At 68.0% G+C, this 25406-nt stretch carries 23 protein-coding genes; 8 read left to right on the top strand and 15 right to left on the bottom strand.

Annotated features, from left to right (window positions below; all coding sequences use genetic code 11):
* Positions 1 to 17: 17 nt before the first annotated feature.
* The 10 genes from ccmD to M4578_RS04205 form a co-directional block, all read right to left on the bottom strand.
* On the bottom strand, positions 18 to 176 hold the full coding sequence (ccmD, locus tag M4578_RS04250) for a heme exporter protein CcmD (protein WP_258092203.1): 159 nt from the start codon (positions 174 to 176) through the stop codon (positions 18 to 20).
* Entirely contained in the window at positions 173 to 901 is a 729-nt protein-coding gene (locus tag M4578_RS04245; RefSeq protein ID WP_258092202.1) for a heme ABC transporter permease, read from the bottom strand. Before M4578_RS04245 ends, ccmD begins: the two co-directional genes overlap by 4 nt.
* An 87-nt stretch (positions 902 to 988) precedes the next feature.
* Positions 989 to 1645: a heme exporter protein CcmB gene (gene ccmB / locus M4578_RS04240; RefSeq protein ID WP_258092201.1), complete on the bottom strand. Its 657-nt coding sequence runs from the start codon at positions 1643 to 1645 to the stop codon at positions 989 to 991.
* Positions 1642 to 2256: a heme ABC exporter ATP-binding protein CcmA gene (gene ccmA, locus M4578_RS04235; RefSeq protein WP_258092200.1), complete on the bottom strand. Its 615-nt coding sequence runs from the start codon at positions 2254 to 2256 to the stop codon at positions 1642 to 1644. The genes ccmB and ccmA overlap by 4 nt, the downstream gene beginning before the upstream one ends.
* 159 nt (positions 2257 to 2415) lie before the next feature.
* Positions 2416 to 2769 (bottom strand): Mth938-like domain-containing protein, encoded by a 354-nt coding sequence (locus tag M4578_RS04230; RefSeq protein WP_258092199.1) that lies wholly within the window; start codon positions 2767 to 2769, stop codon positions 2416 to 2418.
* Between the two features lie 9 nt (positions 2770 to 2778).
* Positions 2779 to 3531: a sulfite exporter TauE/SafE family protein gene (locus tag M4578_RS04225; RefSeq protein ID WP_258092198.1), complete on the bottom strand. Its 753-nt coding sequence runs from the start codon at positions 3529 to 3531 to the stop codon at positions 2779 to 2781.
* Complete coding sequence (gene secF / locus M4578_RS04220) at positions 3524 to 4495, bottom strand: protein translocase subunit SecF (RefSeq protein WP_258092197.1); 972 nt, start codon at positions 4493 to 4495, stop codon at positions 3524 to 3526. Before secF ends, M4578_RS04225 begins: the two co-directional genes overlap by 8 nt.
* A gap of 1 nt (position 4496) precedes the next feature.
* Positions 4497 to 6158 (bottom strand): protein translocase subunit SecD, encoded by a 1662-nt coding sequence (gene secD, locus M4578_RS04215; protein WP_258092196.1) that lies wholly within the window; start codon positions 6156 to 6158, stop codon positions 4497 to 4499.
* A gap of 27 nt (positions 6159 to 6185) precedes the next feature.
* Positions 6186 to 6473, bottom strand: coding sequence for a preprotein translocase subunit YajC (gene yajC / locus M4578_RS04210; protein WP_258092195.1), 288 nt, complete (start codon positions 6471 to 6473; stop codon positions 6186 to 6188).
* 129 nt (positions 6474 to 6602) lie between these two features.
* Entirely contained in the window at positions 6603 to 7415 is an 813-nt protein-coding gene (locus M4578_RS04205) for a hypothetical protein (protein ID WP_258092194.1), read from the bottom strand.
* 188 nt (positions 7416 to 7603) lie between these two features.
* On the opposite strand from M4578_RS04205, the gene M4578_RS04200 reads away from it, so the two are divergent.
* The 5 genes from M4578_RS04200 (at position 7604) to M4578_RS04180 (ending at position 13041) form a co-directional block, all read left to right on the top strand.
* Positions 7604 to 9199: a pentapeptide repeat-containing protein gene (locus M4578_RS04200; protein ID WP_258092193.1), complete on the top strand. Its 1596-nt coding sequence runs from the start codon at positions 7604 to 7606 to the stop codon at positions 9197 to 9199.
* Positions 9196 to 9879 carry a trypsin-like serine peptidase gene (locus M4578_RS04195; protein WP_258092192.1) on the top strand — a complete coding sequence of 228 codons (684 nt, stop codon included), beginning with the start codon at positions 9196 to 9198 and terminating at the stop codon, positions 9877 to 9879. Before M4578_RS04200 ends, M4578_RS04195 begins: the two co-directional genes overlap by 4 nt.
* A gap of 49 nt (positions 9880 to 9928) precedes the next feature.
* Positions 9929 to 11221: a serine--tRNA ligase gene (gene serS / locus M4578_RS04190; protein WP_258092191.1), complete on the top strand. Its 1293-nt coding sequence runs from the start codon at positions 9929 to 9931 to the stop codon at positions 11219 to 11221.
* A gap of 2 nt (positions 11222 to 11223) precedes the next feature.
* Complete coding sequence (locus M4578_RS04185) at positions 11224 to 11925, top strand: hypothetical protein (RefSeq protein ID WP_258092190.1); 702 nt, start codon at positions 11224 to 11226, stop codon at positions 11923 to 11925.
* 150 nt (positions 11926 to 12075) lie between these two features.
* Positions 12076 to 13041 (top strand): zinc-binding metallopeptidase family protein, encoded by a 966-nt coding sequence (locus M4578_RS04180; RefSeq protein ID WP_258092189.1) that lies wholly within the window; start codon positions 12076 to 12078, stop codon positions 13039 to 13041.
* Positions 13042 to 13226: 185 nt separating this feature from the next.
* Here the strand turns inward: M4578_RS04180 and der are convergent, their stop codons facing one another.
* The 3 genes from der to M4578_RS04165 all read right to left on the bottom strand — a co-directional run bounded on the left by der (position 13227) and on the right by M4578_RS04165 (position 16833).
* On the bottom strand, positions 13227 to 14693 hold the full coding sequence (gene der, locus M4578_RS04175; RefSeq protein WP_258092188.1) for a ribosome biogenesis GTPase Der: 1467 nt from the start codon (positions 14691 to 14693) through the stop codon (positions 13227 to 13229).
* Positions 14694 to 14811: 118 nt separating this feature from the next.
* Entirely contained in the window at positions 14812 to 16137 is a 1326-nt protein-coding gene (locus M4578_RS04170; protein WP_258092187.1) for a PQQ-like beta-propeller repeat protein, read from the bottom strand.
* 39 nt (positions 16138 to 16176) lie between these two features.
* Entirely contained in the window at positions 16177 to 16833 is a 657-nt protein-coding gene (locus M4578_RS04165; RefSeq protein WP_258092186.1) for a tetratricopeptide repeat protein, read from the bottom strand.
* A 324-nt stretch (positions 16834 to 17157) separates the two neighbouring features.
* Between M4578_RS04165 and M4578_RS04160 the strand changes: the two genes are divergently transcribed.
* Both M4578_RS04160 and M4578_RS04155 read left to right on the top strand, forming a co-directional pair.
* Positions 17158 to 18444: an efflux RND transporter periplasmic adaptor subunit gene (locus tag M4578_RS04160; protein ID WP_258092185.1), complete on the top strand. Its 1287-nt coding sequence runs from the start codon at positions 17158 to 17160 to the stop codon at positions 18442 to 18444.
* Positions 18441 to 22139 carry an efflux RND transporter permease subunit gene (locus tag M4578_RS04155; RefSeq protein ID WP_258092184.1) on the top strand — a complete coding sequence of 1233 codons (3699 nt, stop codon included), beginning with the start codon at positions 18441 to 18443 and terminating at the stop codon, positions 22137 to 22139. The genes M4578_RS04160 and M4578_RS04155 overlap by 4 nt, the downstream gene beginning before the upstream one ends.
* Before the next feature lie 146 nt (positions 22140 to 22285).
* Here M4578_RS04155 and M4578_RS04150 read toward each other — a convergent pair whose 3' ends face one another.
* Positions 22286 to 23425 (bottom strand): hypothetical protein, encoded by a 1140-nt coding sequence (locus M4578_RS04150; RefSeq protein ID WP_258092183.1) that lies wholly within the window; start codon positions 23423 to 23425, stop codon positions 22286 to 22288.
* An 8-nt stretch (positions 23426 to 23433) separates the two neighbouring features.
* A complete protein-coding gene (locus M4578_RS04145) occupies positions 23434 to 24213 on the bottom strand; it encodes an SDR family oxidoreductase (RefSeq protein ID WP_258092182.1) in 780 nt (259 codons plus the stop codon).
* A 160-nt stretch (positions 24214 to 24373) separates the two neighbouring features.
* On the opposite strand from M4578_RS04145, the gene M4578_RS04140 reads away from it, so the two are divergent.
* The gene (locus M4578_RS04140; protein ID WP_258092181.1) at positions 24374 to 25402 is read left to right on the top strand and encodes a Hint domain-containing protein; all 1029 of its coding nucleotides are present in this window, start codon (positions 24374 to 24376) and stop codon (positions 25400 to 25402) included.
* Positions 25403 to 25406 lie beyond the last annotated feature (4 nt).

The following is a 25406-nucleotide window of genomic DNA, read 5'->3' as shown; positions in this document are numbered from 1 at the left end:
AGAGTTTCTTTCGGGTCTCAGCCATGGCGCTTGGTCCGTTCCTCGATCTTGTCCAGCTCGGCCCGCACCCGGCGCGCGCGCATCAGGCTCATCGCCACCAGCACCACGATCAGCGCCAGGCTGACGCCGTAGGAGGCCAGCACGGCAAAGGCGTATTTTCCCAGTTCCGGCATCATGCCTGACGCTCCCGAGCCAAGAGCGCGCGCGCCCGGCGCGCGCGGATTTCCGTCTGGGTGCGCAGGAAGACCAGCGCCACGAACAGCAGGACGAATCCGGCGATGCAGACCAGCAGCGGATACCAGAACACATCCGCCACGTTCTCTTCCGCATCCAGGGAGAGCGAGGCGCCCTGATGCAGCCCCTGGTTCCAGAAATTCACCGCATAGCGCGACAGCAGCGCAAAGACCGAGCCCACAAGGCAGAGGATCGAGGTCAGATCCGCCGCCGTGTCGTCATTCTCGATCGCGGTCCAGAGCGCCATGTAACCGAGATAGAACAGGAACAGGATGAGGAAGGAGGTCAGCCGCGGATCCCAGGCCCACCAGGTGCCCCACATCGGCTGGCCCCAAAGCGCGCCGGTGACCAGCGCGATGATTGTGAAGGTCGCGCCGATGGGCGCGGCGGCGCGGGCCGCCAGCGCCGAGACATGGTGGCGCCGCACGATCCAGACCAGCGAGGTCACCAGCATCATCACCCAGGCGTTGATCGCCATCATCGCGGCGGGCACATGCAGATAGATGATCTTCACCGTGGATCCCTGCCGGTAATCCTCGGGCGTGAAGAAGAAGCCCCAGACCAGCCCGACGACCAGCGCGGCCACGGCCAGCGCCGAGACCCATGGCAGCACGAGATCCGTGGTCCGGATGAACTTTACGGGGTTGGCGTATTCCCAGATCGACATGGCCCTGCCTCTATCCCAAACGTCGCATGGTTACACCTAAAATCTCCGTCAGCCGCAAGGGACCAGCTGCCGCAGGGCGGCGCGCGCTCAGCGCAGGTTGATCCGCAGCACCGCCGCGCTGGCAAAGGGCAGGAGCGCGATGGCCCCGGCGCTGATGCCCCCCAGCATCAGCAGCGGCGTCTGCACCGCCAGCCCCTCCGCCCCGCGCCGCGCCACCTCGGCGCCGAAGATCAGCGTCGGCACGTAAAGCGGCAGCACCAGCAGCGACAAGAGCAGACCGCCGCGCTTCAGCCCCACGGTCAGCGCCGCGCCGAAGGTGCCGATCACCGACAGCGCGGGCGTGCCCACCGCAAGCGAGACCAGCACCCAGAGATAGCCATCGGCGGGCAGGCTCAGCAGCACCCCCAGCAGCGGCGCCGCCAGCACCAGCGGCAGCCCGGTGGTGATCCAATGCGCCAGCGCCTTGACGCTGACGATGCCCTCCATCGGCAGCGGCGCCGTGGCCAGCAGATCCAGCGAGCCGTCCTCCCAGTCGAGCGCAAAGATCCGGTCGAGCGACAGCAGGCAGGCCAGCAGCGCCCCGATCCACAGCACCCCCGGCGCGATCTTCGACAGAAGCCCGGTTTCCGGCCCCACGCCGAAGGGCACCAGAACCGTGACGATCAGGAAAAACGCCAGCCCCAGGCCGAACCCGCCCCCGGCCCGCACCGCCAGTCGCAGATCCCGTGTCAGCAGCGCGATCACAGAAACGCCTCGTCCTGTTTCGCGGCGCGCGGCACCGCCTTGAAGGGGGTCACGTCGAACACCTCCGCTTCGGGAATCCCGAGGTCGATATGCGTTGCCATCAGCGCCGAGCCCCCAGCCGCGAGATGCGCCCGCACCGCAGCGGCGAACAACCCCACCGAGGCCGCGTCCAGCGAGACGGTGGGCTCGTCCAGCACCCAGACCGGGCGCCCGGTGACCATCAGCCGCGCCAGCCCCAGCCGACGCTTCTGCCCGGCCGAGAGCGTGCCGGCGAGCCGGCTGTCGAGCTGCGCCAGATCGAAATCGCGCAGCGCCGCGGAAATGTCCCTCGTTCCAAAGACCTGCGCCCAGAACCTCAGGTTCTCCGTGACCGTCAGCATGGCCTTGAGCCCGTCCGAATGGCCGGCATAGGCGATGCGCTCCCCCGCGCCCGCGATCTCGCCCGAAAAAGGTGGCTGCAACCCCGCCACCGTGCGCAGCAGCGTGGTCTTGCCCGATCCGTTCGGGCCGCGCAGCACCAATGCCCGGCCCGGGGCCAGCGCAAAGCTCACCCCTTCCAGCACCGGCACCCCGCCCCGGGAGACCGCAAGATCGCGCACGCTCAGCATCATGGCCGAGGGATTACCTCAGCCAAGGCTTTGAGGAAAGCGCCAAAACCGCGCATCCTGCCTGCCCGGTCCCGGCTTTCATCTTTCTTCAAATACGCGAAAAAACCACATGCGCCGGACAGCGCCGCGCCCTGTGTTCCGAACCATGCCGGACCGCGCGTCTCAGACCGGCAGCACCGCCAGCGCCACGCGCCGCCCTTCGCCCAGAAGCACATTATAGGTCCGGCAGGCCGAGGGTGTGTTCATCACCTCGACACCGACCCCCACGGCTTCCAGCCGCGCCGACAGGCTCTTGGGCAGATAACCCGTCTCGGCCCCGAGCCCGACAAAGATCACATCGACCTCGCCCGCCAGCGCCACCAGCGCATCCTCGTCCTCGAGCCCGCCCCAGGCACGGCAGCCGCCATGAGACAGGCACAGCGCACCGTCCATCGGGCGCCCGCCGACCCGGAAAAACCCCGGGCCGTAGCCGTCCACCGGCTGCGCCGCGCCAAAGCTGAGTTCATTCATCTGCATGGTCGTCCCCTAGTCCCATACAGGCAATCCCAGCAAGATTGCCGTCGCGATGATCAGGTAAGCCACAACACGGTACGCCCCCTCCCGTGCCGGATCAAACAGCGTCTGGCCCACTTTCGTGCCCAGACCATAGGGCAAAAGCATGAGAAGACCAAGGGGGATGGCGGACAAGGTTAACACGCCCTGCAAAGCCATGAGGGGCAACAGCAACACCGAGGTGACGGTCAGAAAGACGATGATCGTCGCCCGCGACCGCAGCACGCTCTCCTGCCCGGCGAGCTGAAACAGGATCAGCACCGGCCCCAGAAGCCCGGTGGCGCCGCCGACAAAGCCGGTGGCCCCCGCCACCGCCGCGCGCATCCCCGGCCCCGGCACGGCGCGGTAGCGCCAGCCGGTCACCAGCGCCGCCAGCGTCACCGCCGCGACACCGACCACCGCCCAGCGGAGCAGGGCCACATCGGCATGTTTCAGAACCTGGATCCCCAGCGCCACCATGGGCAGCGCGGCAAGGACCATGAGCCCGGTGTTCTTGCGCTCCACCTGCCGCAGCGCCCCCGGCAGCACGGTCACCACCGAGACCAGTCCCGCCACGTTGAAGGAGGCAATCGCCGCTTCGACCGGCAGAAAGATCGCGCCCACCGGCATGAAGACCAGCGCCGCGCCGAACCCCGCAAAGCCGTAAACCAGCCCAGCGACAAAGCAGGTGCCAAGCATCGCCCAGAGCCCCGGCGCCGCCAGAGCCTGGGCGAAAGCGTCAGACACTCGTGCCCGCGGCCTTGGCCTCGGCCGCCGCGTCGGGCTTCGACCAGTCGCGCTTGACGCCCAGCCAGAGCAGGATCGCCGAAGCCACGAAGATCGAGGAATAGGTGCCGACGAAGACGCCCCAGATCATCGCGAAGACAAAGCCCCGGATCACGTCGCCGCCAAGCGCGAACAGCGCGAAAAGCGCCAGCAGCGTGGTCAGCGAGGTCATGATCGTGCGGCTCAGCGTCTCGTTGATCGAGAGGTTCAGCACCTCTTTCAGCGGGCGTTTCTTGTATTTGATCAGGTTCTCGCGCACCCGGTCGAAGACCACCACCGTGTCGTTCAGCGAATAGCCCACGATGGTCAGCAGCGCCGCAATGATCGCCAGATCGAACTTGATCCCCACTTCCGAGAACACGCCGATGGTCAGCAGCACGTCATGCACCAGCGCCAGCACCGCGCCAAGCGCGAACTGCCATTCGAAGCGCAGCCAGATATAGATCAGCACCGCCCCGATCGCGAGCCCGACCGCCAGAAAGGCGGTCTGGATCAGCTCGCCCGAGACCTTGGGCCCGACGCTTTCCACCGACACGAACTTGATGTCCGGCGCCACGCCTTGCAGCGCCGCCTCGACCGCGGCCACCGTCTCGGCGCTCACCGCCTCCTGATCGTCCTGCGCCTGGATGCGCACCATGGCGACGTTCTGCTCCGGCCCGAAGGTCGGGTCGAACACTTCCGAGATCGTGCTGTCGCCCAGCTCCAGCGCGCCTATCGCGTCGCGATAGGCGCCCACATCCACCGGCTGCGCGCTTTCCGTGCGGATCGTCGTGCCGCCGCGGAAGTCGATGCCGTAGTTCAGCCCGCGCAGGCCGAAGCTGGTCATCGCCAGCAGGATCATGAACCCCGAAATGCCCAGCCAGAGCTTCCAGTGCTTGAAGAAGTCGAACGAGGTTCCGTCCTTGACCAGTCTCAGATGGCGCATGTCAGATCTCCAGCGTCCGGGGGCGGCGGCGTTCGAACCACATCACAAGCAGCAGGCGCGTCACCCAGATCGCCGTGAAGACCGAGGTCACGATGCCGAGCCCCAGCGTGATGGCAAAGCCGCGCACCGGGCCGGACCCGATGGCGTAAAGGATCACCGCGGTGATGAAGGTGGTGATGTTGGCGTCGACGATGGCCGACAGCGCTTTTTCATAGCCAAGCTCGATGGCCCGAGCGGGGCCCCGCGCCGATTTCAGTTCCTCGCGGATGCGCTCGAAGATCAGCACGTTGGCATCCACCGCCATGCCCACCGTCAGCACGATCCCCGCGATGCCGGGCAGCGTCAGCGTGGCGCCGATCATCGACAGGATCCCCATGATCAGCGCGATGTTCAGGATCAGCGCGATATTGGCGAAGATGCCGAACAGCCCGTAGCTCAGGAACATGAAGACCAGCACGGCGGTAAAGGCCACGCCGGTGGCGAGCTTGCCCGCCTCGATGCTGTCCTGCCCCAGCTCGGGGCCGATGGTTCGCTCTTCGAGGAACTCCAGACCGGCGGGCAGCGCGCCCGCGCGCAGCAGCACCGCGAGGTTGGTCGATTCCTCGACGCTGAAATTGCCGGTGATGATGCCCGAGCCGCCGGGAATGTGGCTCTGGATGACCGGCGCCGAGATCACCTCGTCATCGAGCACGATGGCGAAGGGCGAGCCGATGTTTTCGGCGGTGTAATCGCCGAACTTGCGGGCGCCCGCCGGGTTGAAGCGGAAGTTCACCGCCGGGCGGCCGTTCTGGTCGAAGGAGGGTTGCGCATCCACCAGCTCTTCGCCGGTGACCACGGGCGCCTGTTCGAGCACGTAATACACGCCCTCCTCGGTCAGCGAGGGCAGGATCTCGTTCCCCACCCCGGCGGATTCGTTGGGATTGGTCGTGCGGCTCACCACCGGCTGGAAGGTGAGCTGCGCGGTGGTGCCGATGATGTCCTTCAGCTCGGCGGCCGAGCCGATGCCCGGCACCTGGATCAGAATCCGGTCGGCCCCCTGGCGCTGGATCGTCGGTTCGCGCGTGCCGACCTCGTCGATCCGGCGGCGGATGATCTCCAGCGACTGGCGCATGGTGCGCTCGTCGGTGGCCTGTTTCTCGGCTTCCGAGAAGGTCACGACAATGTCGCTGCCCTCGCCCGCCACCTGAAGGTCGGTGGCACCGGCGCCGGTCAGCGAAACCACCGGCTGCGCCAGACCGCGCACCAGCTCCAGCGCGCGGGCCATGCCCTCGGGGTTCGAGATCCGCACCCGCAGCGTGCCGGGCTCCGACGGTTGCAGCCGCACCGTACCGACCTCGTCGCGGGCATCGCGGAGGATGTCGCGCACATCGGGCCAGAGCGCCTCCATGCGCGACGTATAGACATCGGCGACCTTCACCTCGGCGAGCAGATGCGCGCCGCCGCGCAGGTCGAGCCCGAGATTCACGAGATCGGAGGGCAGCCAGGAGGGCCATTGCGCCGCGGCGGCCTCGCGCTCGGGCGTGGCGCCGCTTTTCTCGATGGCGCTCACCGCGTCGTTATGGGTCTCGACTCGGCTGTAGAAGAGGTTGGGCGCCGCAAGCACCAGCCCCGCCGCCACCAGCGCCCAGATAAGGACGCGTTTCCAGGTTTCGATCTGAAGCATTCAGGGCGCCCTCCCGGGCTTGGCAGGTCAGCTTTCCGCGGGCTCGGTCTTGGACAGGACCTGGGTGATCGTGCTCTGCACCACGCGCACCTTGACGCCCTCGGCGATCTCGACCTCGACCTCGTTGTTTTCCTTGACCTTCGAGACCTTGCCGATGACGCCCCCCTGGGTCACCACCTGATCGCCCCGGCGCAGCGCCGACACCATCTTCTGGTGTTCCTTGACCTTCTTCTGCTGCGGACGGATCAGCAGGAAATACATGATCCCGAAGATCAGGATAAGCGGGACAAACTGGGCAATGGCGCTTGTGTCCATGGGCGGGCTCCTCATTGGCTGATGGCGGGGGACGCCCCCCTGTGCAAGTCGCGCGGAACCTATGTGCGAACGGTAGCGGATGCAAGGCGCCCCGCGGCCTTGCACGGCAAGTTGCGCGCTCTCCGAACGTCAGCGCGCGCAGGGCCCCTGTTTCCAGCGATAGACGAAGGGCGAGCGGTTGATCACCTCATAGGCGTCGTGCCATCCCGGCGACCTCACCCAGATCATGAATTGCGCCTGCCCGTCGCCGATGCTGCGCCCGCCATCCGACATCAGATCGTAGATCTGCGCCTCGCTGGCCGTGCAGCCATTGGCGACGAACAGCGAGTCCAGCGGGTCGAGCCCCTGCGTGCCCTGCGGCACCGGGGCCGGGGCCGGCGCCGGGGTCGCGGCCTGCCCTGCGCGCGGCTCGGGCGTTCCGGGCGCCGGGCACCGCGCCAGCGCGTTGGCGATGGCCCTGGAGGAGCCGCGCAGCGTGCTGACATAGCTCAGCATGTCGCTGCCGTCCTGAAGCCGGATCTCGAGCTGGCTCCCGGAGCGCATCCGCGAGATGTAATGCCGCGCCACCGTCGAGGGGATGACCTTGCCGAACAGCGTCTCGCGCCCCTCGACCTTCTCCAGCAGCATATAGCCGAGGTTGCGGCCATCGACCATGAGATGGGCGCTGCGCAACCCGTTCTTGGCCAGCGCCTCGGAGACGAGATACAGCCCGATGGGCTGACCCGGCAGGCAGCCGACGACGATGCAGTAATAGCCCGACCGATGCCCCTGGCAGATGGCGCCGCCATCGACCGGCGCCGCGCCCGCATTCCCCGGCGTCGTGGAATGGATGGTGCCGTCATAAGGCCCCCATTGCTGCGCCGCGACCGGCGCCGCCAGCAAAAGTCCCAGAACCAGCGCCACGCCTGCCGGCAGATGCCAGCCTCTCACCCTGTCCATCATGTCCACACCCGGATTTTCACACTCTGCAAAGACCTTACCCAGCGGCAGGGCGGCTTCAAGCACATTCCACCGACAGGAAGGTCTACCCCGACGCGACGTCACCCTGCCCGCCCGTCCCCCGGCGCGGCACGATTGCGGCGGCGCGGCGTCGCGGCTAGGCTCGGCAGGCGTAGCGAGGGGCCGAGGTCATGGCGACAACCACATTTCCGATTCCACCCGGATGGTTCGGCACCCTCGCCTTCGTCCTCGCGGTGCTGCTCGTCGCGGCCTATCTGCCCGAACGCGCCCGCAAGAGGCCCGCAGCGCTCGACCGCTTCCGCATGCGGCTGGGCTACAAGAGCATGGATGGCGGCCTCTTCCTGCTCTGGACACTCCTCACGATTGCCGCCGGGATCCTCTGGGCCTGCGTCGCCGGATACCTGCTCTACGGTCTGCTGGGTCTGGTTGCCGATCTGACCACCTCCCCGCCGCCGCCGATGGCGCCGGAGACCGAGGCGGACAAGCAGGCACTCTGGAACTGGCGGTTCGAGCTGGCCCAGCTCGCCGCGCTCACCACGCTGCTGACAGCGGTGATCGCCCTGCCGATCACCCTCTACCGGCTGCGCCTCACCCGGCAGCAGACCCGCATCGCCGACGAGGCGCTCTTCAACCAGAAGATCACCGAGGCCGCTGCCGACCTGCACGCGCAGCGGCAGGTGACATGGCGTGAGGCGGTGACCGAAGAAAGCCCCGGAGCCGGTGACCCGCCCCGCACGACAGACCCGTTCAACGCCTGGGAAGACGATGTGGTCCGCCGCAACGCCGCCATCGACCGGCTGGAAGGGCTGCTGCGCGAACGCAGCGAGGTCACCCCGGATATCGCCACCGCCGACCGCATCGCCCGGATGCTCAGCGTCTATCTGCGCGAATTGTCGCGGGAGCATCCGGCGAAAGAGCATGCCTGGATGCAGGTGCGGGCACTGACCCATCCGCAGGACGACAGCCCGCCCCTGACACAAACCGAGGCGCTGACCCAGCTCGGCCTGCACCCGGACAATGCGAGCCTTGAGGCGCTACAAAGATGGGCGCGCGGGTTGCACATCCGCTCCGACATGCAGAACGCCGCGCAGACGCTTGGCCGGCTGACGCAGACCTGCGGGCTGGACGACAACACCCTGTCCATCGACCTCAGCGGCGCGAACCTACAAGGCGCAATGTTGCGGCAACGTGATTTTCGCGGTGCGCTATTTGCGAGAGCCCAGATGCAAGGGGCTAAGTTTCGAAGCGCCAAGCTAAACGGAGCAAATTTTGAATACGCCGCGTTGCAAGCAGCACAGCTGAATTGGGCCGATCTGCGGTGCGTGAAGCTGAACTTCGCGCAATTTCAGGTCGCTGATCTCATGCGCACCGATTTACGTGAAGCTGAACTTTCGTGCATACAAGCGCAAGGCGCCAAATTTCGCGGGGCTAAGTTGCAAGGCGCCAACTTAGAACAGGCGCAGCTCCAAGGAGCAGATCTTCGATACGTGGAGATGGACGAGAACACTCTTCTGGGCAATGCAAACTTTCGTGGAGCTGCACTCAAGTTAAGTGGTGGGCAATCAAGTGAAACCGCCAGTCAAGTGACTGCGCTGGTTTTGCAGGAATTCCAGAATGACATCTTTGCCGATGGCACGGTGCAACTTCCGAGAGGCGAACCTAGACCCGATCATTGGGTCAGCGAAACACTCCTCAACTACAAATTCGAAACCCGCTGGCGCGCCTGGCAGCGCTCCATCGGCATGGACCCCGACAACCCGCAATGATCCGCGCCGCCCTGCTCGCCCTCCTCCTCGCCACCCCGGCCACCGCGCAGGATCTGCCCGCCCTGCCCCTCGGTGACCACCCCCAGTGGCAGGCCGTGGGCCGGCTCAACACCAGGGGCTACAACCGGCGCGGCATGTGTTCCGGGGCGCTGATCGCGCCCGATACCGTGCTGACCGCCGCGCATTGTCTCGCGGGCCCCGGCGGCACGCCGGAGCGTGCCGAGAACCTGCATTTCGTCGCGGGCTGGCTCGGCGGCGACTATGCCGGGGAGAGCGCCGTGGCGGGCTATGAGCTGCACCCCAAAGCCTATAGAAACCTGTATCTCGACATCGAACACGATCTGGCGCTGGTCACGCTGGCCCAGCCGCTCGACATCGCGCCGCTGCATATCGGCAGCACCTTCGCCCCGCCCTACGCCCTTATCGGCTATCACGATCACCGGCCGCACAGGCTTTCGGCCCGCTTCGATTGCGCGGGACACAAGGACCACGCGCTCCTGCGCATCGCCTGCCCGGTGCGCCCCGGCAATTCCGGCGGGCCGGTGCTGAGCGGCGGGCCGGGCGCGTGGGAGATCGTCGCCGTGGTCTCTGCCTATGCGCAGGGCGATACGCTGGCGGTGCCGGTGGATGAGTGGGTTCGGGCGCGGCTGTTGCGGGGCGCCCCCTACACCTCGGATTAAAAAGAGGGCATAACCGCCGCGACTCGCACCCAAAGAAGGACAAGGGACGATGCACGACATCCGCGCCATCCGAGAAACCCCCGCCGCATGGGATGCGGCGCTGTCTCGCCGTGGGCTGGATGCGCAATCGTCGTCGGTCCTGGCCATCGACGAGGAACGCCGCGCCGCGATCCACGCCGCCGAAACCGCGCAGGCGGAGCAGAACAAGGCCTCCAAGGAGGTCGGCAAGGCGAAGGCCTCCGGCGACGAGGCGGAATTCGAACGGCTGCGCGCGCTGGTTTCCGCGAAAAAATCCGAAGTGGCCGAGATGCAGGCCAGGGCCAAGGAGCTGGACACCCAGCTCAATGACCTGCTGATGGGCCTGCCGAACCTGCCCTATGACGATGTGCCCGAGGGCGCGGACGAGGACGACAATGTCGAGATCCGCCGCTGGGGCACGCCCGCGACCTATGATTTCGCGCCCAAGGAGCATTACCAGCTCGAGGGCGTCCAGAAGGGCATGGATTTCGAGACCGCCGCCAAGCTTTCCGGCGCGCGCTTCGTGGTGCTGTCCGGCGCCGTGGCGCGCATCCACCGGGCACTGGCGCAGTTCATGCTCGACACCCACACCGAGGAAAACGGGCTCACCGAGACCTGGACCCCGGTGCTGGTGCGCGAAGAGATGATGTACGGCACCGGCCAGCTGCCGAAATTCGGCGAGGACAGCTACCAGACCCGCGAGGGCTGGTGGCTGGTGCCCACCGCCGAGGTGACGCTGACCAATATCGTCAACGGGCTGACCGTGGACGAGGAGTATCTGCCGCGCCGCTATGTGGCGCATACGCAATGCTTCCGCTCGGAGGCGGGTAGCGCGGGCCGCGACACCGCCGGTATGCTGCGCCAGCACCAGTTCGAAAAGGTCGAGATGGTCTCGATCACCCACCCGGACAAGTCCCGCGAAGAGCTCGACCGGATGACCACCTGCGCGCAGGGCATTCTGGAAAAGCTGGGCCTGCCCTATCGCACGGTGGTGCTGTGTACCGGCGACATGGGGTTCGGCGCGCGGCGCACCCATGACATCGAGGTCTGGCTGCCGGGGCAGAACACCTATCGCGAGATCTCCTCGGTCTCGGTCTGCGGCGATTTCCAGGCGCGGCGGATGAACGCGCGGTTCAAGCCTGGCGCCGGTGGCAAGCCGGACTATGTGCATACGCTGAACGGGTCGGGTCTGGCCGTCGGGCGCTGCCTGATCGCGGTGCTGGAAAACGGCCAGCAGGCGGATGGCTCGGTGAAGCTGCCCGAGGCGCTGCACCCCTGGCTGCGCGGCAAGACCACGCTCACGGCGGACGGAGATCTGGTCTGATCATGAACAAGCTCTGGGCGGCAGCGGTGTTCCTGGCGGCGGTGGCTTTTGCCGCCGGGCCGGTGCTGTGGCCCGGATTTGCCGGGTTCGACCCCGGCGCCTTTCCGGTGCCGCAGGAGGATCCGCCCTCCCAGCCCGCGGGCTATGCCTTTGCGATCTGGGGGCTGATCTATCTGTGGCTTGTCGCGGGCACGGGCTTTGGCCTCTTCCGCCGCCCGGAGGAACCCGACTGGCAGGGCCACCGGGCGCCGCTGCTGCTGAGCCTCGGCGTGGGCGTGCTCTGGCTGCCGGTGGCGCAGGTCTCGCCCATCGCGGCCACGGCGATGATCTGGGTGATGCTTGTGGCGGCGCTGCGGGCGCTGTTTCTCACCGGCGACATGGACCGCTGGCTTCAGGTCTCGCCGCTGGCGGTCTATTCCGGCTGGCTGACGGCGGCGGCGCCGGTCTCGGTCGGGCTGCTGCTGGCGGGCTACGGCTGGCTGCCCGAGACGCCTGCCGCGCTGGTGGCGCTGTCCATTGCGCTGACGATCGCGCTGGTCATGCAATACCGGCTGCACCGGGCGCCGCTTTACGGGATCACGGTGATCTGGGCGCTGATCGCGGTGATCGTGGCCAATTCCGCGCCGCTCAACATCGCGGTGGCCGGGCTGGCGCTGATCGGCATCTTCGCCATTCTGGCGCTGCGCGGCACCGATACGGAGTAGGCGCCCGCCCGCGACGACGGCCCGCAACGCCCGCTGCGGCGCTATACGGGGTTGCGGCGGGCGGCGTTTTCCTCATCCTTGGCCGGTGTCGGAACCGGCGCCGAGGGGCGCCCGTTCCCTCCCCGTAGTATCGGGCCAGGACCGCTTGTCATGCAGATCTTCCGCTGCCCCAATTGCGGGGCACCGCTTTATTTTCACAACACCGGCTGCACCTGCGGGCAGCAGGTGAGCTTTGACCCGGACGGGCAGGTCATGCTGCGCGCCGGACCGGTCTGTGCGAATCGCGAGATTATCGGCTGCAACTGGCAGGCGGAGACGCGCGGGCTCTGCCGCTCCTGCGCGATGACCAAGACGCTGCCGGATCTGCGCGAGGGCACCAACCGCCCGCTCTGGGAAGTGTCCGAGCTGGCCAAACGCTGGATGCTCGCCAATCTCGCGCGCTGGGGCTGGTTCACCGCGACCGACCGTGGCCGCCGCCCGGTGTTCCGGCTGCTGTCGGAGAAGACCGCCGCCGGGCCGGAGGAAATCGTGATGGGGCACGCGGACGGGATCATCACCATCAACGTGACCGAGGCCAGCGACGCGGTGCTGGTACTGCGTCAGGAGCAGTTCGGCGAACTCTACCGCACGATGCTGGGCCACATGCGCCACGAGATCGCGCATTTCCTGTTCCTACGACTCGCGGCGGAGCCGGGGTTTCTCGACGCCTTCCGCCCGCTCTTCGGCGACGAACGCCAGGATTACGGCGCCGCGCTCGAGGCGCATTACGCCGCGCCGCAGCCCTCGGGCTATCACCATGTGACGAGCTATGCGACGGCGCACCCGCATGAGGACTGGGCCGAGAGCATCGCGCATCTGCTGCATCTGGTGGATCTGGTGGACAGCGCGGCGGCGGCGGGTCTGGCGCTGCCCGGCGGGCCGCCGCCCGGCTATGACGCCTATGCCGAGAGCGACACCGAGGCCGAGATCACGCTGGCCATCGACCTGTCGATTGCCATGAACCATGTGAACCGGGCGCTGGACCTGCCCGATCTCTATCCCTTTGTGCTGGCGCAGGGTGTGCGGGACAAGCTGGGCTTTGCCCATGGCTGGCTGCGCCGCAACGCCCCGCTCTAACCGCCTGCTCGCGGCGGCAATGCCGGACGCCTCCGGCGGGCGTATTTCAAAAGAGAAGAAGACGGGGCGCGGCGTTCCGGTCTTCCATTGGCGTCAAATATCCCGGGGAGGCTCCGCAGGAGCCGGGGCAGAGCCCCACCCCGGCGGTGCGACAAGGCGCGGCAACCCGACGGGGCGTGCCGAGATCAGCTTTTGCGCTGCTTGCCCAGGTGCTTCTTCAGCGCCCCGGCGTTCTTTTCGCGGCGGCCCTTATAGGGGTTCTTGTCCCCCTGCCCGCGCATATAGAGCCGGATCGGCGTGCCCGGCATGTCGAAGCTCTCGCGCAGCCCGTTGACCAGATAGCGCGTGTAGCTTTCGGGGATCTTGTCGGGATGCGAGCACATCACCACGAAGCCCGGCGGTCGGGTCTTGGCCTGGGTCATGTAGCGCAGCTTGATCCGCCGGCCCTGCGGCGCGGGCGGCGGGTGCGAGGAGATCATGCCTTCGAGCCAGCGGTTGAGCTGGCCGGTGGAGACGCGGCGGTTCCACACCTCCCAGGCCTTCATGATCGCCGCCTGCAACCGGTCGAGCCCCTTGCCGGTGCGCGCCGAAACCGTCACCAGCGGCGCGCCGCGTAGCTGCGGCAGCAGCCGGTCGAACGCCTCTTTCAGATCGCGCAGCTTTTCCTGCTTGTGCTCTTCCACGTCCCATTTGTTGACCGCGACCACCACCGCGCGGCCCTCGCGCTCGGCCAGATCGGCGATGCGCAGATCCTGCTGCTCGAAGGGGATGGCCGCATCCAGCAACACCACCACGACCTCGGCGAATTTCACCGCGCGCAGCCCGTCCGAGACCGAGAGTTTCTCCAGCTTTTCCTGCACCTTGGCACGTTTGCGCATGCCCGCGGTGTCGAAGATCCGCATTGGCACGCCCTCCCAGTCGAGGCGCACGGAGATGGCGTCGCGGGTGATGCCCGCCTCGGGGCCGGTCAGCAGCCGGTCCTCGCCAAGGATCTTGTTGATCAGCGTGGACTTGCCCGCGTTGGGGCGCCCCACCACGGCGATCTGGAGGGGTTTTGCCGCGGTGATTTCGGGCATCCCCTCCTCGGCCTCGTCCGAGTCCTCGTCGGCGATGCTCACATCCGTCTCAGGCGCCTCCTCGGCGGCACGTTCGGCAAAGGCATCGGCCAGCGGCTGCAGCGTGCCGTAGAGATCCGGCATCCCCTCGCCATGCTCGGCCGACAGACGCAGCGGCTCGCCCAGCCCCAGCGCATAAGCCTCGAGCACACCGGCATCGGCGGCGGCGCCTTCGGCCTTGTTCGCCGCCAGGATCACATGTTTGGCGCGCTTGCGCAGGATCTCGGCAAAGACCTCGTCGGTGGGGGTCACGCCGACCCGCGCGTCGATCATGAAGAGGCAGACATCGGCCATATCGACCGCGCGTTCGGTCAGCTTGCGCATGCGGCCTTGAAGACTTTCGTCGGTGGCTTCCTCCAGCCCCGCCGTGTCGATCACCGTGAAGCGCAGGTCGCCCAGCTTGCCCTCGCCCTCGCGCAGATCGCGGGTCACACCGGGCTGGTCATCGACCAGCGCCAGGCGCTTGCCGACCAGGCGGTTGAACAGCGTGGACTTGCCCACATTCGGGCGGCCCACAATGGCGAGGGAAAAGCTCATCTCATGCGTCCTTGATCACAAGCCGCCCCGATAGCGCATTTGCCGCATCGGCGAAAGAGGGCACGCGCAGCGCCGGGGGGTCCGGCACGCCGTTCCCCGGGCCGTCCCATGTACCGCCTCAGCGATAGCCGACGAGCTGACCCTTCTTGGTCACCACATAGAGCGTGCCGCCGGCCACCGCCGGCGCGGTGGTGGCGCCGTTCGGGATCTCCACCGCCGAGAGCAGCGCACCGTCCTCGGGGTTGAAGCTGCGCAGCAGCCCGTCCGACGAGGCCAGCACCAGCCGCCCGCCGGCCATGACCGGGCCGTGATGCGCATAGGCCGTGCTGCGTTTGCGCTGCGGCCGGCGCACCTCGACATAGCCCGGCAGCGGCACCGCCCAGATCTGGCCGCCGGTGGCGGCGTCGAGCCGCACCAGCTCGTTCACGTCCGAGACCAGGAACACCGAGTCGCCCGCGGGCCAGACCGGCCCGCGCGCGCCCATGAGCGCGGTCCAGAGCCGTTCACCGCTGTCGAGATTGAAGGCCACGACCCGGCCGGAATGGTTGCCCGCAAAGACCCGGTTGCCGGCAATCACCGGCGCACCGGTCAGATCGGTGATCCCCGCCAGCGCGATGCCGTTGCGCGCGCCGACCACGTCGGCGCTCCAGCGCCGCAGCCCGCCCTGGCGGAAGGCCGCCTGCAGGCTGCCGCTGCCGTAGCCGAAGATCACGATGTCATCGCTCAGCGCCGGCGCCGGCGCCCCCGCGACGTTGTGAATGTCCTCGACCCCCTCGGTCTGCCAGCGGACGCGACCGCTATCCGCCTCGATGGCCCAGCCCCGGTTGTCGCCGGAGGTCACATAGACCAGCCCGCCCGAGGCGGTCGGCGCGCCGGTGGCGGTGCCGCCGAGGCGCTGGGTCCAGATCTCGTCGCCGGTGGCCGCGTCGAGCGCCGTCAGCCGGCCAAAGCCCGAGGCCACGTAAAGCCGCCCGTCCGCCGCCGCGAGCCCGCCGCCCTGCGCCTGCTGCGCCGCGTCGCGGTCGGGCACCATGCTCTTTTGCCACAGGATGGCGCCGGCGGGGCTCACCGCGCTGACCCGGTGCTGCGAATCCATCGTGAAGATGCGTCCTCCGGCCACCACCGGATCGACGTTCAGCCGTTCGCGGCGGGTGTCGCCCTCGCCGATATTGACCGAAAGCACCGGGGTCAGCGACCGGCCCAAAGCCGCGTTGCCGACCCGCACGAAGGGCGACACCGGGCTTTGCGCCCAATCGGCATTGCTCTGCGCGGCGGCAAGCGCCAGCGCGCGGGCGCTGTTTTCCGGCGGCGCCTCGGCGGGCACGTCGCCTTGCAGCACCTCGCGGGTGCCGTAGCGCTCGCCGGGGAGAATGACCTCGGGATCCTCGCAGGCCGACAGCATCGTCAGCCCAAGAAGCCCCGCCGTGATCGTGGTGATACGCAAATCCCCTGCCCCCGTCGTTTCTGCCGTTTTTGCGCCGGTTTACCCGGCCTCGGGCGCGCCGCCCAACGCTACAATCAACTGAGTTGCGCGCTGGCGCAAGCCCGCGGTCGCCTCGGAATCCTCGATGATGCGCCGCAGCCGGTCGATGGCGGCCTCACGGGCTCCCGCCTCGATCTCGATCAGCGCAAGCTGTTCCTCGGCGAGCAGCCGCAGCGGCTTGCCCGGCACCGCCAGCGCCTCGAGCCCGATGCGGCGGTCTTCCGGGGACAGCCCTGTATCAGGGCGGCTCAGCGCCTTGAAGGAGGCGATTTCGCGATAGATTTCGGGCAGATCGCCGTTCGCGGCCACCGACTCGAGGCTTTGGGCGGCGGTGTCCGCATCGCCCGCCCGCGCCGCTTCGGTCGCCGCCAGCATCGCCACCACGGCCTGCGCGCCCGGCGTGGGCGCGTCCACGGCAGCCAGCGCTGCGCTGCGCGCGGCGGGATCGTCGGCATCGAGCGCCGACAGGATCGCGTCTCCCAGCGCCTCCGCCGCCGCGCGGTCGCGCGCCGCGGCATATTCGCGCCAGGCGGCCCCGCCCACCAGCACCAGCACCAGCAGCACCGCCAGCCACCCATAGCGCTTCATAAGCGCGAACAGCCGGTCGCGGCGCACCTCTTCGGTCACTTCGTCGATGAAACTGTCGGTGTCGCTCAAGGGGGCCTCACTGGTCTTGATTTGCCCCCTCCTTACAGCCCCGCGCCGGGCCTGCCAAGGCATCACCGCCGTCGCTCCGGGCGGCGGCCCGCCGGCCGCCGCGCGAATCCCGGGCAATGGCTTGATCGGCGGCGCGATCACGCCTAAACTGAACCAGGTAGTTCAGTATTCGGTGCGGACCCCGCAGACCGTCTCGCGAGGCCCGCCCGGACCATGGGCGGGTGCCGTGCGGTCATGGCGCCGCAGGCTGTTCGTCGGGCTTGCCTTGTGCCCGTGTCGTTATAGGCTCCGCCGCGGTGCGGACAGAGTGGAAAGACCGGAACCATGCGTATCATCTCGATCCTGACGGCGCTTCTGGTGATCGCGGTGCTGTATGGCGTGATCATGGAGCGCGACCGCCTGCTGGGCTTTGCCCAGGACATCGCCCCCGCCGCGCCCGCCGCCGAGGAGGCCGCGCCCGCGGTCGAAGAGGCGGCCCCGCAAGACCGTTCTGCCGCCGCGGTCGCGGTGATCGCCATGCGCTCCACCGCGCAGGAGATCGACGACGCCGTGGTGCTGCGCGGCGAAACCCAGCCCTCGCGCGAAGTCGAGGTGAAGGCCGAGACCAGCGGCCGGGTGATCTCGGCGCCGCTGCCCAAGGGCAGCGCGGTCGCCGCCGGTCAGGCGCTCTGCACGCTCGACCCGGGCACCTCCGGCGCCTCGCTGGCCGAGGCGAAGGCCGCGCTGGCCGAGGCCGAAGCGCAGCGCCCGCAGATCGAGGCACGCATCCCCGAGGCGCAGGCATCGCTGGTGCAGGCGCAGGCACAGCTCGAGGAGGCGCAGATCAACCTCACCGCCGCCGAGGAACTTGCCAAGGGCGGCTACAACTCGCGCACCGCGCTCGCCGCCGCCCGCGCCGCGCAGCGCGCCGCCGAGGCCGGGGTCAGCAGCGCCGAGGCCGGGCTGAAATCGGCGGAATCGGGGCGCGACAGCCTCGAGGCCTCGCTCGAAAGCGCCCGGGCCGCGGTGGCCCGCGCCCAGACCACGGTGGACGATCTGACCATCGAGGCCCCCTTTGCCGGGGTTCTTGAAAGCGACACCGCCGAGCTCGGCGCGCTGATGAGCGTGGGGGCAAGCTGCGCCACCGTGCTGCAGCTCGACCCGATCCGGCTGGTGGGCTATGTGCCCGAAACCGATGTCGCGCGGGTCGTTCCCGGCGCGCGCGCCGGCGCGCGGCTCACCGGCACCACGCTGGTGACCGGCACCGTCAGCTTCGTCGCCCGCCGGGCGGACGAGACCACCCGCACCTTCCGCGTCGAAATCACCCTGCCCAACCCCGATCTGGCGATCCGCGCCGGCCAGACCGCCGAGATCGCCATCGAGGCCGAGGGCGCCCTGGCGCATCTGCTGCCGCAATCCGCGCTGACGCTGGACGACGACGGCCGGCTGGGGGTGCGGACGGTCGCCGGCGACGACAGCGCGCGTTTCATGCCGGTGACCGTGCTGCGCGACAGCCGCGAGGGCATCTGGGTGCGCGGCCTGCCCGACACGGTCGATGTGATCACCGTGGGTCAGGAATACGTCACCGACGGCGTGCCGGTGGCCCCCAGCTTCGAGGAGGTCATCCAGTGACCGGGATCGTCGATTGGGCCGCCCGCCGCGCCCGCATGGTGCTGGCCTTCGTCTTCCTGTCGCTGGTGGCCGGCGCCTATGCCTATGTCACCCTGCCGAAAGAGGGCGAACCCGACATCGAGATCCCGGCGCTGTTCATCTCCGTCCCCTTCCCCGGCATCTCCGCCGAGGACAGCGAAAAGCTGCTCGTGAAACCGATGGAGACCGAGCTTGCCGATCTCGACGGGCTCAAGACCCTGAGCGGCGTCGCCTCCGAAGGCTATGCCGGCGTGGCGCTGGAATTCGAGTTCGGCTGGGACAAGACCGAGACCATGGCCGATGTCCGCGACGCCATGAACAAGGCGGAATCCAAATTCCCCGAAGGCGCCGAGAAATATTCGATCAACGAGATCAACTTCTCGGAATTCCCCATCCTCATCGTCTCGCTGACCGGCCCGGTGCCCGAACGCACCATGGCGCAGGTGGTGAAGGATCTTCAGGACAAGGTCGAGGCGCTCGATTCGGTGCTCGAGGCGGGCATCGCCGGCAATCGCGACGAGATGCTCGAGGTCACGATCGACCCGCTGCGGCTGGAAAGCTACAACGTCACCGCCAGCGAACTGATCAATGTGGTTCAGAACAACAACCTGCTGGTGGCTGCGGGCGAGGTCGAGACCGACAATGGCAGTTTCTCGGTCAAGATCCCGTCGAGCTTCGACGACCCGCGCGACGTCTATGACCTGCCGGTCAAGGTGAACGGCGACCGGGTGGTGACGCTTGGCGATCTGGCGACCATCCACCTCACCTTCGAGGACCGCCAGGGCACCGCGCGGTTCAACGGCGAGAACACCGTTGCGCTACAGGTGGTCAAGCGCAAGGGCTTCAACCTGATCGACACCACGGCGGCGGTGCGCGCCGTGGTGGCCGAGGCGCAGGCGGCCTGGCCGCACGAGTTGCAGGCCACCGTCACCGTGGCCGCCAGCAACGACCAGAGCGTGATCGTCGATTCCATGGTCAAGCAGCTCGAAGGGTCGGTACTGACCGCCATCGCGCTGGTGATGATCGTGGTGCTGGCCACGCTCGGCACCCGCGCGGCGCTGCTGGTGGGCTTTGCCATCCCCACCTCCTTCCTGCTCTGCTTCCTGCTGCTCTGGGGCATGGGGATCACCGTGTCGAACATCGTGATGTTCGGGCTGATCCTCGCCGTGGGCATGCTGGTGGACGGCGCCATCGTGGTGGTGGAATACGCCGACAAGCGCATCGCCCAGGGCACCGGCCCGATGCACGCCTATGTCGAGGCCGCCAAGCGCATGTTCTGGCCGGTGGTCTCCTCGACCGCCACCACCCTCTGCGCCTTCCTGCCGATGCTGTTCTGGCCCGGTGTCGCGGGGCAGTTCATGGGCATGCTGCCGGTCACGCTGATCTTCGTGCTCTCGGCCTCGCTGGTGGTGGCGCTGATCTACCTGCCGGTGATGGGCGGCGTCTCGGGCCGCTTCTCGCGCCTGCTGCACAACGCCTCGGAAAAGCTGCGCCGCGCCTGGCCCAGCTGGGCCGCGCGGGCGGCGCTGGTGCCCGTGGCCCTGCTGGGAATGTTCGCCGGCGCGATGATGGTGCTGAACCCGAATTTCCTCTTCTACAACCCGGCCACGGGCTATGGCGCCCGGCTGCCCGGCGTGGCGCTGTTCCTCGTCTTCGCCGTCATGGCCTCGATCACGCTCGACGCCGCCCGCATCGAGCATCGCCGCAAGCGCATCCGCGGCAGCTATCGCCGCTCGCTCTTCGGCCGGCTCATCCAGCTCGTGACCGCCAATCCGGTGATGCCGCTCGTGACCATCGGCGCGGTGGTGTTCTTCGTGATCTCGGTCTTCGGCTATTACGGTGAGAACAACAACGGCACGCAGTTCTTCACCGAAAGCGAACCCGAGCAGGCGCTCGTCTATGTCCGAGCGCGCGGCAACCTGTCGCTTGCGGAAAAGGACGCGCTGGTCAAACGCGCCGAGCGCATCGTGCTGGCCCATCCCGGCATCGAGACCGCCTTTGCCTTCGCCGGCGACGGCGGGCTCAGTTCCAACACCGGCGGAGCGCAGCCGCCCAAGGACACGATCGGGCAGATCCAGCTCGAGATCGTGCCCTGGGACAACCGCCGCGACCGGCCCGAGCTCGACGGCAATATCGTGCTGGAAGAGCTGACCGAGGCGATGCGCGCCCTGCCCGGGATCGAGATCGAGATCCTCGATCTCGCCATGGGCCCTGCCTCGGCCAAACCCGTGCACCTGCGGCTGAAATCCGACGATTGGCAGGCGCTGCTCGATGCGACGGCGGCCGCCCGCGCGCAGTTCGACGCGATGCCCGGGCTGCGCCAGATCGAAGACACCCGCCCGCTGCCCGGCATCGACTGGCAGATCAATGTCGATGTCGAGAAGGCCGGGCGCTATGGCGCCGACGTGGCCACCGTGGGCGCCATGGTGCAGCTCGTGACGCGCGGGCTCACGCTCGACACGATGCGGGTCGATAGTTCGGACGAGGAGATCGACATCCGCGTGCGTCTGCCCGAAGAGGACCGCGTGCTCTCGACGCTGGATTCGCTCAAGGTGCGCACCTCGGACGGGCTGGTGCCGCTGTCGAATTTCATCACCCGCGAACCGGTGGCGAAACTGGCCGAGATCGACCGCGTCGACCAGAAGCGCCATTTCGACATCAAGGCCGGGGTGCGCGACGGGCTGTCCGCCTTCAGTGCCGAGGGCGAGATCCTCGGCTATGGCGAGGAAACCGCGCCGGGCACCGGGGATCTGTCCCTGCGCGGCACCGCCTATCGGGTGACCTCGGCCGCCGAGGGCCAGAGCGCCGCCGCGCTGGCGCAACTGGCCGAGGACGGGGCGCTGCATGTGGTGCCGGTGACCGCCAATGAACGCATCGCGGCGCTGACCGCCTGGCTGGAGACCGATCCGCTGCCGGCGAGCGTGAGTTGGGAATGGACCGGCGATCAGGAGGAGGAGGCGGACAGCCAGGCGTTTCTGGCGCAGGCGTTTTCCGCCGCGCTGGCGCTGATGTTCATCATCCTGCTGGCGCAGTTCAACAGTTTCTACAACTCGGTTCTGGTGCTGCTTGCGGTGGTGCTTTCTACCGCCGGGGTGTTCCTCGGCATGATCGTGATGGACCAGACCTTCTCGATCATCATGTCCGGCACCGGCGTGGTGGCGCTGGCGGGGATCGTGGTCAATAACAACATCGTACTGATCGACACGTTCCAGGATTACGCCCGCTACATGCCCCGCATCGAGGCGATCATCCGCACCGCCGAGGACCGCATCCGCCCGGTGCTGCTGACCACGGTCACCACCATCGCGGGGCTGTTCCCGATGATGATCGGTCTGTCGCTGGATTTCTTCGGCGGCGGCTATGCCATCGACTCGCCCACCTCGCTCTGGTGGAAGCCACTGGCGACGGCGGTGGTCTTCGGGCTCTCCATCGCGACGGTGCTGACGCTGGTCTTCACGCCGGCAATGCTGGCGCTGCGGGTCTGGTTCAACACCTATCTGATGTGGATCGCCCGCGCGCTGGCGGCGCTGTCGCTCGGGCGCGGCAGCCGGGCCGCGCAGGACTGGGCGCTGACCCGGGCGGCGCGCAAGGTGAAGGCGCCGGAGATCCTCTGGGACGACCTACCGCCCGCCGCCGCCGCACCCAAGGCGGTCCCGCCGCTGAAGGCCGCGGAATAGGGCGCCCGGTGCGGCGAGATTTTTGAGAGCAGATGGTGGGCAGATTGCCCACCCTACAGAGGCGCCCTGCCCCGGCGCGGACCAGGGCGAAGGCGCGGCGCCCCTCCTCGTAGGGTGGGCAATTTGCCCACCACTCCCAACACCGCTCACACCGCCAGCAACTCGAACGCCCCCTCGGCCACATCCCGCCCGTTCACCTGCACGATCACCGCATGCCGTCCCGGATGCAGCCGGAAGGTCGTCGCGTCGCCCTTCATCCGGTGCCGCTTCTCCAGCCGCAGCGGGCGCCCCGGCGTCAACCGCCCGGGTTTGAGCTTGAACACCTTCTCCGCATCGCCGGACGGCCGCGCGAACCGCAGCCGGTAGTCCACCAGCACCGGCCCGGCCTCCTCCCCCTCCAGCGTCACGGCAAAGGCCAGCATCTCCCCGATCCGCACCTCGGCGGGCAGTTCCAGCGCCGCGCGAACCGGCAGATCGGCGCGGTAGCCCAGCAGCGCCAGCGCCTCGGGCTCGCCCCGCTTCACCGCGGTGCGCAGCGCGTGCCGGGTCATCCAGTCCAGCTCCGCCGGGTCCTGCGCGCCCCGCTCCCGCCAGCCACGCAGCCGGCCCAACACCGCCTCGGGATGGATCTTGGATAGATCGTTGAGATGATTGGCCACCGAGCGGGTCACGAAGCGCGCTGGATCCGCATGCAGCAGATCCAGCAGTTCCAGCGGGCGCAGCGGGTCGACGGCGATCCCCATGCCCCAGGGCAGCCGGGGGCGCGTGCCCTCGGAGACCAGCCGCCGCACATGGTAATGCGGATCGCGCGCCCAAACGCTCATGCGGTCGAGCACCAGATCGGGCCAGCGGTTCAGAAAGGGGCGGATCGCGAATTCCATCGAGAACCGCTGCGTCGCCGCATGGAGCAGGTCGAGCGCCCGCTCGGGCGCCTCGAGCCCGTGCCGTGCCGCCAGCACGCCAGGCACCGCATGGACAAAGCGCCCGAAATCGTCGTCCCGCAGATCCGGTGAAAGCGGCGGCGGCATCGCGGCTTCAAGAGCCTCGGCCAGCGCGTTGAAATCGCGCGGCAATTGCGCTTCGAGCCCATCCGCCAACACGTCAAGCCGCGCATGGACGCCGAGCCCCGGAAAGCGCGGCAGCACGGTCTCGAGAAAGCGCCCGGCATCGAAGCCGGGGAGCATCGCAAAGCCGGCGGCCAGATCGCCCGCCGTCTCCGCGTTGAAAAGCTGATCGGCGAGCGAGAACCCCGCCCCACCGCCTTTGCCGTCAGGGCCGCGCGCCATGCTGGTACTCAGAGCGAGGCAAAGGTTTCGCCGCCGTCGAGCAGGATATTCTGTCCGACGATATAGCCCGCGTGCTGCGAGCAGAGAAAGGCGCACATCTTGCCGAACTCGGCCGGATCGCCATAGCGCCCGGCGGGAATGCCGGCGGCGCGCTGGCGGCGCGCCTCGTCGCGGCTGATGCCCTTTTCGGCGGCGGTCACATCGTCCAGCTCGTCGATGCGGTCGGTGTCATGCACGCCGGGCAGCAGGTTGTTGATCGTCACGCCGCTGCCCGCGATCTGCCGCGAGGTGCCCGCGACAAAGCCCGTCAGCCCCGCCCGTGCCGAATTCGACAGCCCCAGCGGCAGCAGCGGCGCCTTGACCGAGCGCGAGGTGATATTGACCACCCGGCCCCAGCCGCGCGCCATCATGCCCGGGATCAGCGCCTGCATCAGCGCGATCGGCGTCAGCATGGAGTCGTCCAGCGCCGCGATGAAATCGCCCCGGTCCCATTCCGTCCAGTATCCCGCGGGCGGACCGCCGGAATTGGTCACCAGAATATCCACCGCCCCCGCCGCCTCGATCACCGCGGCACGGCCCTCGGGATCGACGATATCGGCGGGCACCACCGTGACCTCGACCCCGTAGGCGGCGCTGATCTCCGCGCCGGCCGCCTCCAGCGGGCCCGGGCTGCGGGCGTTCATCACCAGCGAACAGCCGGCCTCGGCCAGCGCCTCGGCGCAGCCCCGGCCCAGCCCGCGCGACGAGGCACAGACCAGCGCCCGCTTTCCGGCAATCTTCAGATCCATCTCCTGCGCGCTCCTTCTCTGCCGCGTTGTTGCGCCGGGAAAACGCCGGCGGACGACCCATTTGATGACACATTCCCAATGCATACAATGGGGTATAGTCTGTTTCCGTACCGCGACCGGCATGGAAGCGGTCAGGTGGGTTTGACAAGGTGGGCATGTCATGGACCAGTTCATGGAGCAGTCGGCAAACGCGCAGGCAGCGCATAGCGTCAACGTCTATCGCGCGGATCAGATCCGGGTGATCAACGGCGCCAATCTCGGCGACGGGCTGAGTTTTGCCGAAGAGCTGATTCCCGACGACATCTACCGCGTCTCGCCGGTGGCCGCGCTGCATCGGCTCAGCCTGCACCCGGTCAGCCAGCCGCCCTTCAGGATTGCCCGAGACAGCGAGATCGGCACGCCCGGCGCGGATCTGCATCTCGATTGCGCGGTGACCTTCATGTCGGGCGACGGCGAGACCACCGAAGGGCTGGTGCTGGTGGAAACCGACGCCGATGGCGACGTTGCCGAGATCCTGCTGCTGCCGCTCGGCGCCATGAACCCGCGTCAGGACTATGCGCTGGTCGGGGTGTCGCGCGACGACGCGCTGCAGAAATTCGCGCAGGTCGCCTGTGTCTCCTTCACCCGCGGCACGATGATCACCCTGGCCTCGGGCGCGCAACGCCCGGTCGAGGCGCTGAGCGTCGGCGACCGGGTGCTGACCCGTGACGACGGCCCGCAGGAGATCCGCTGGATCGGGCACCACACGGCGCGCGCCGTGGGCGCCTTCGCGCCGATCCTGATCAAGGCGGGCGTGCTGCACAATTCCGGCGATCTTCTGGTCAGCCCCGATCACCGGCTGTTCATCTATCAGCGTCAGGACCGGCTGGGTGCCGGGCGGTCGGAGCTTCTGGTGAAGGCGCGGCATCTGATCAACGGCGATACGATCACCCGCGTGAAGGGCGGATTCGTGGATTATTACCAGATGCTCTTCGATCACCATCAGATCATCTATGCCGAGGGAATCGCGGCGGAATCCATGCTGGTCGATACCCGCACCCGGGCCGCACTGCCGCAGGAGCTGTCGCAACGGCTGTCGCAGCTCCTGCCCGGGCACGGCAAGAGCGATCACGGCGATCTGGAAGTGCATGAGGCGCTGCTGAACCGCCCCGATCTGGCGGAACTTCTGCGCAAGTCGTCGAGCTGCTGAGGGG

The sequence above is a fragment of the Salipiger pentaromativorans genome, assembly GCF_024721115.1.
Taxonomy (GTDB): domain Bacteria; phylum Pseudomonadota; class Alphaproteobacteria; order Rhodobacterales; family Rhodobacteraceae; genus Salipiger; species Salipiger pentaromativorans.
This window is presented reverse-complemented; position numbering and strand designations above follow the sequence as displayed.

Coding starts and splice junctions, on each gene's coding strand:
- yajC (WP_258092195.1), bottom strand. CDS start 6,473: ATGGACACAAGCGCCATTGCCCAGTTTGTCCCGCTTATCCTGATCTTC.
- M4578_RS04195 (WP_258092192.1), top strand. CDS start 9,196: ATGATCCGCGCCGCCCTGCTCGCCCTCCTCCTCGCCACCCCGGCCACC.
- serS (WP_258092191.1), top strand. CDS start 9,929: ATGCACGACATCCGCGCCATCCGAGAAACCCCCGCCGCATGGGATGCG.
- M4578_RS04180 (WP_258092189.1), top strand. CDS start 12,076: ATGCAGATCTTCCGCTGCCCCAATTGCGGGGCACCGCTTTATTTTCAC.
- der (WP_258092188.1), bottom strand. CDS start 14,693: ATGAGCTTTTCCCTCGCCATTGTGGGCCGCCCGAATGTGGGCAAGTCC.
- M4578_RS04150 (WP_258092183.1), bottom strand. CDS start 23,425: ATGGCGCGCGGCCCTGACGGCAAAGGCGGTGGGGCGGGGTTCTCGCTC.
- M4578_RS04145 (WP_258092182.1), bottom strand. CDS start 24,213: ATGGATCTGAAGATTGCCGGAAAGCGGGCGCTGGTCTGTGCCTCGTCG.
- M4578_RS04160 (WP_258092185.1), top strand. CDS start 17,158: ATGCGTATCATCTCGATCCTGACGGCGCTTCTGGTGATCGCGGTGCTG.
- M4578_RS04185 (WP_258092190.1), top strand. CDS start 11,224: ATGAACAAGCTCTGGGCGGCAGCGGTGTTCCTGGCGGCGGTGGCTTTT.
- M4578_RS04205 (WP_258092194.1), bottom strand. CDS start 7,415: ATGATGGACAGGGTGAGAGGCTGGCATCTGCCGGCAGGCGTGGCGCTG.
- ccmD (WP_258092203.1), bottom strand. CDS start 176: ATGATGCCGGAACTGGGAAAATACGCCTTTGCCGTGCTGGCCTCCTAC.
- secD (WP_258092196.1), bottom strand. CDS start 6,158: ATGCTTCAGATCGAAACCTGGAAACGCGTCCTTATCTGGGCGCTGGTG.
- M4578_RS04140 (WP_258092181.1), top strand. CDS start 24,374: ATGGACCAGTTCATGGAGCAGTCGGCAAACGCGCAGGCAGCGCATAGC.
- M4578_RS04230 (WP_258092199.1), bottom strand. CDS start 2,769: ATGCAGATGAATGAACTCAGCTTTGGCGCGGCGCAGCCGGTGGACGGC.
- M4578_RS04200 (WP_258092193.1), top strand. CDS start 7,604: ATGGCGACAACCACATTTCCGATTCCACCCGGATGGTTCGGCACCCTC.
- secF (WP_258092197.1), bottom strand. CDS start 4,495: ATGCGCCATCTGAGACTGGTCAAGGACGGAACCTCGTTCGACTTCTTC.
- M4578_RS04245 (WP_258092202.1), bottom strand. CDS start 901: ATGTCGATCTGGGAATACGCCAACCCCGTAAAGTTCATCCGGACCACG.
- ccmA (WP_258092200.1), bottom strand. CDS start 2,256: ATGATGCTGAGCGTGCGCGATCTTGCGGTCTCCCGGGGCGGGGTGCCG.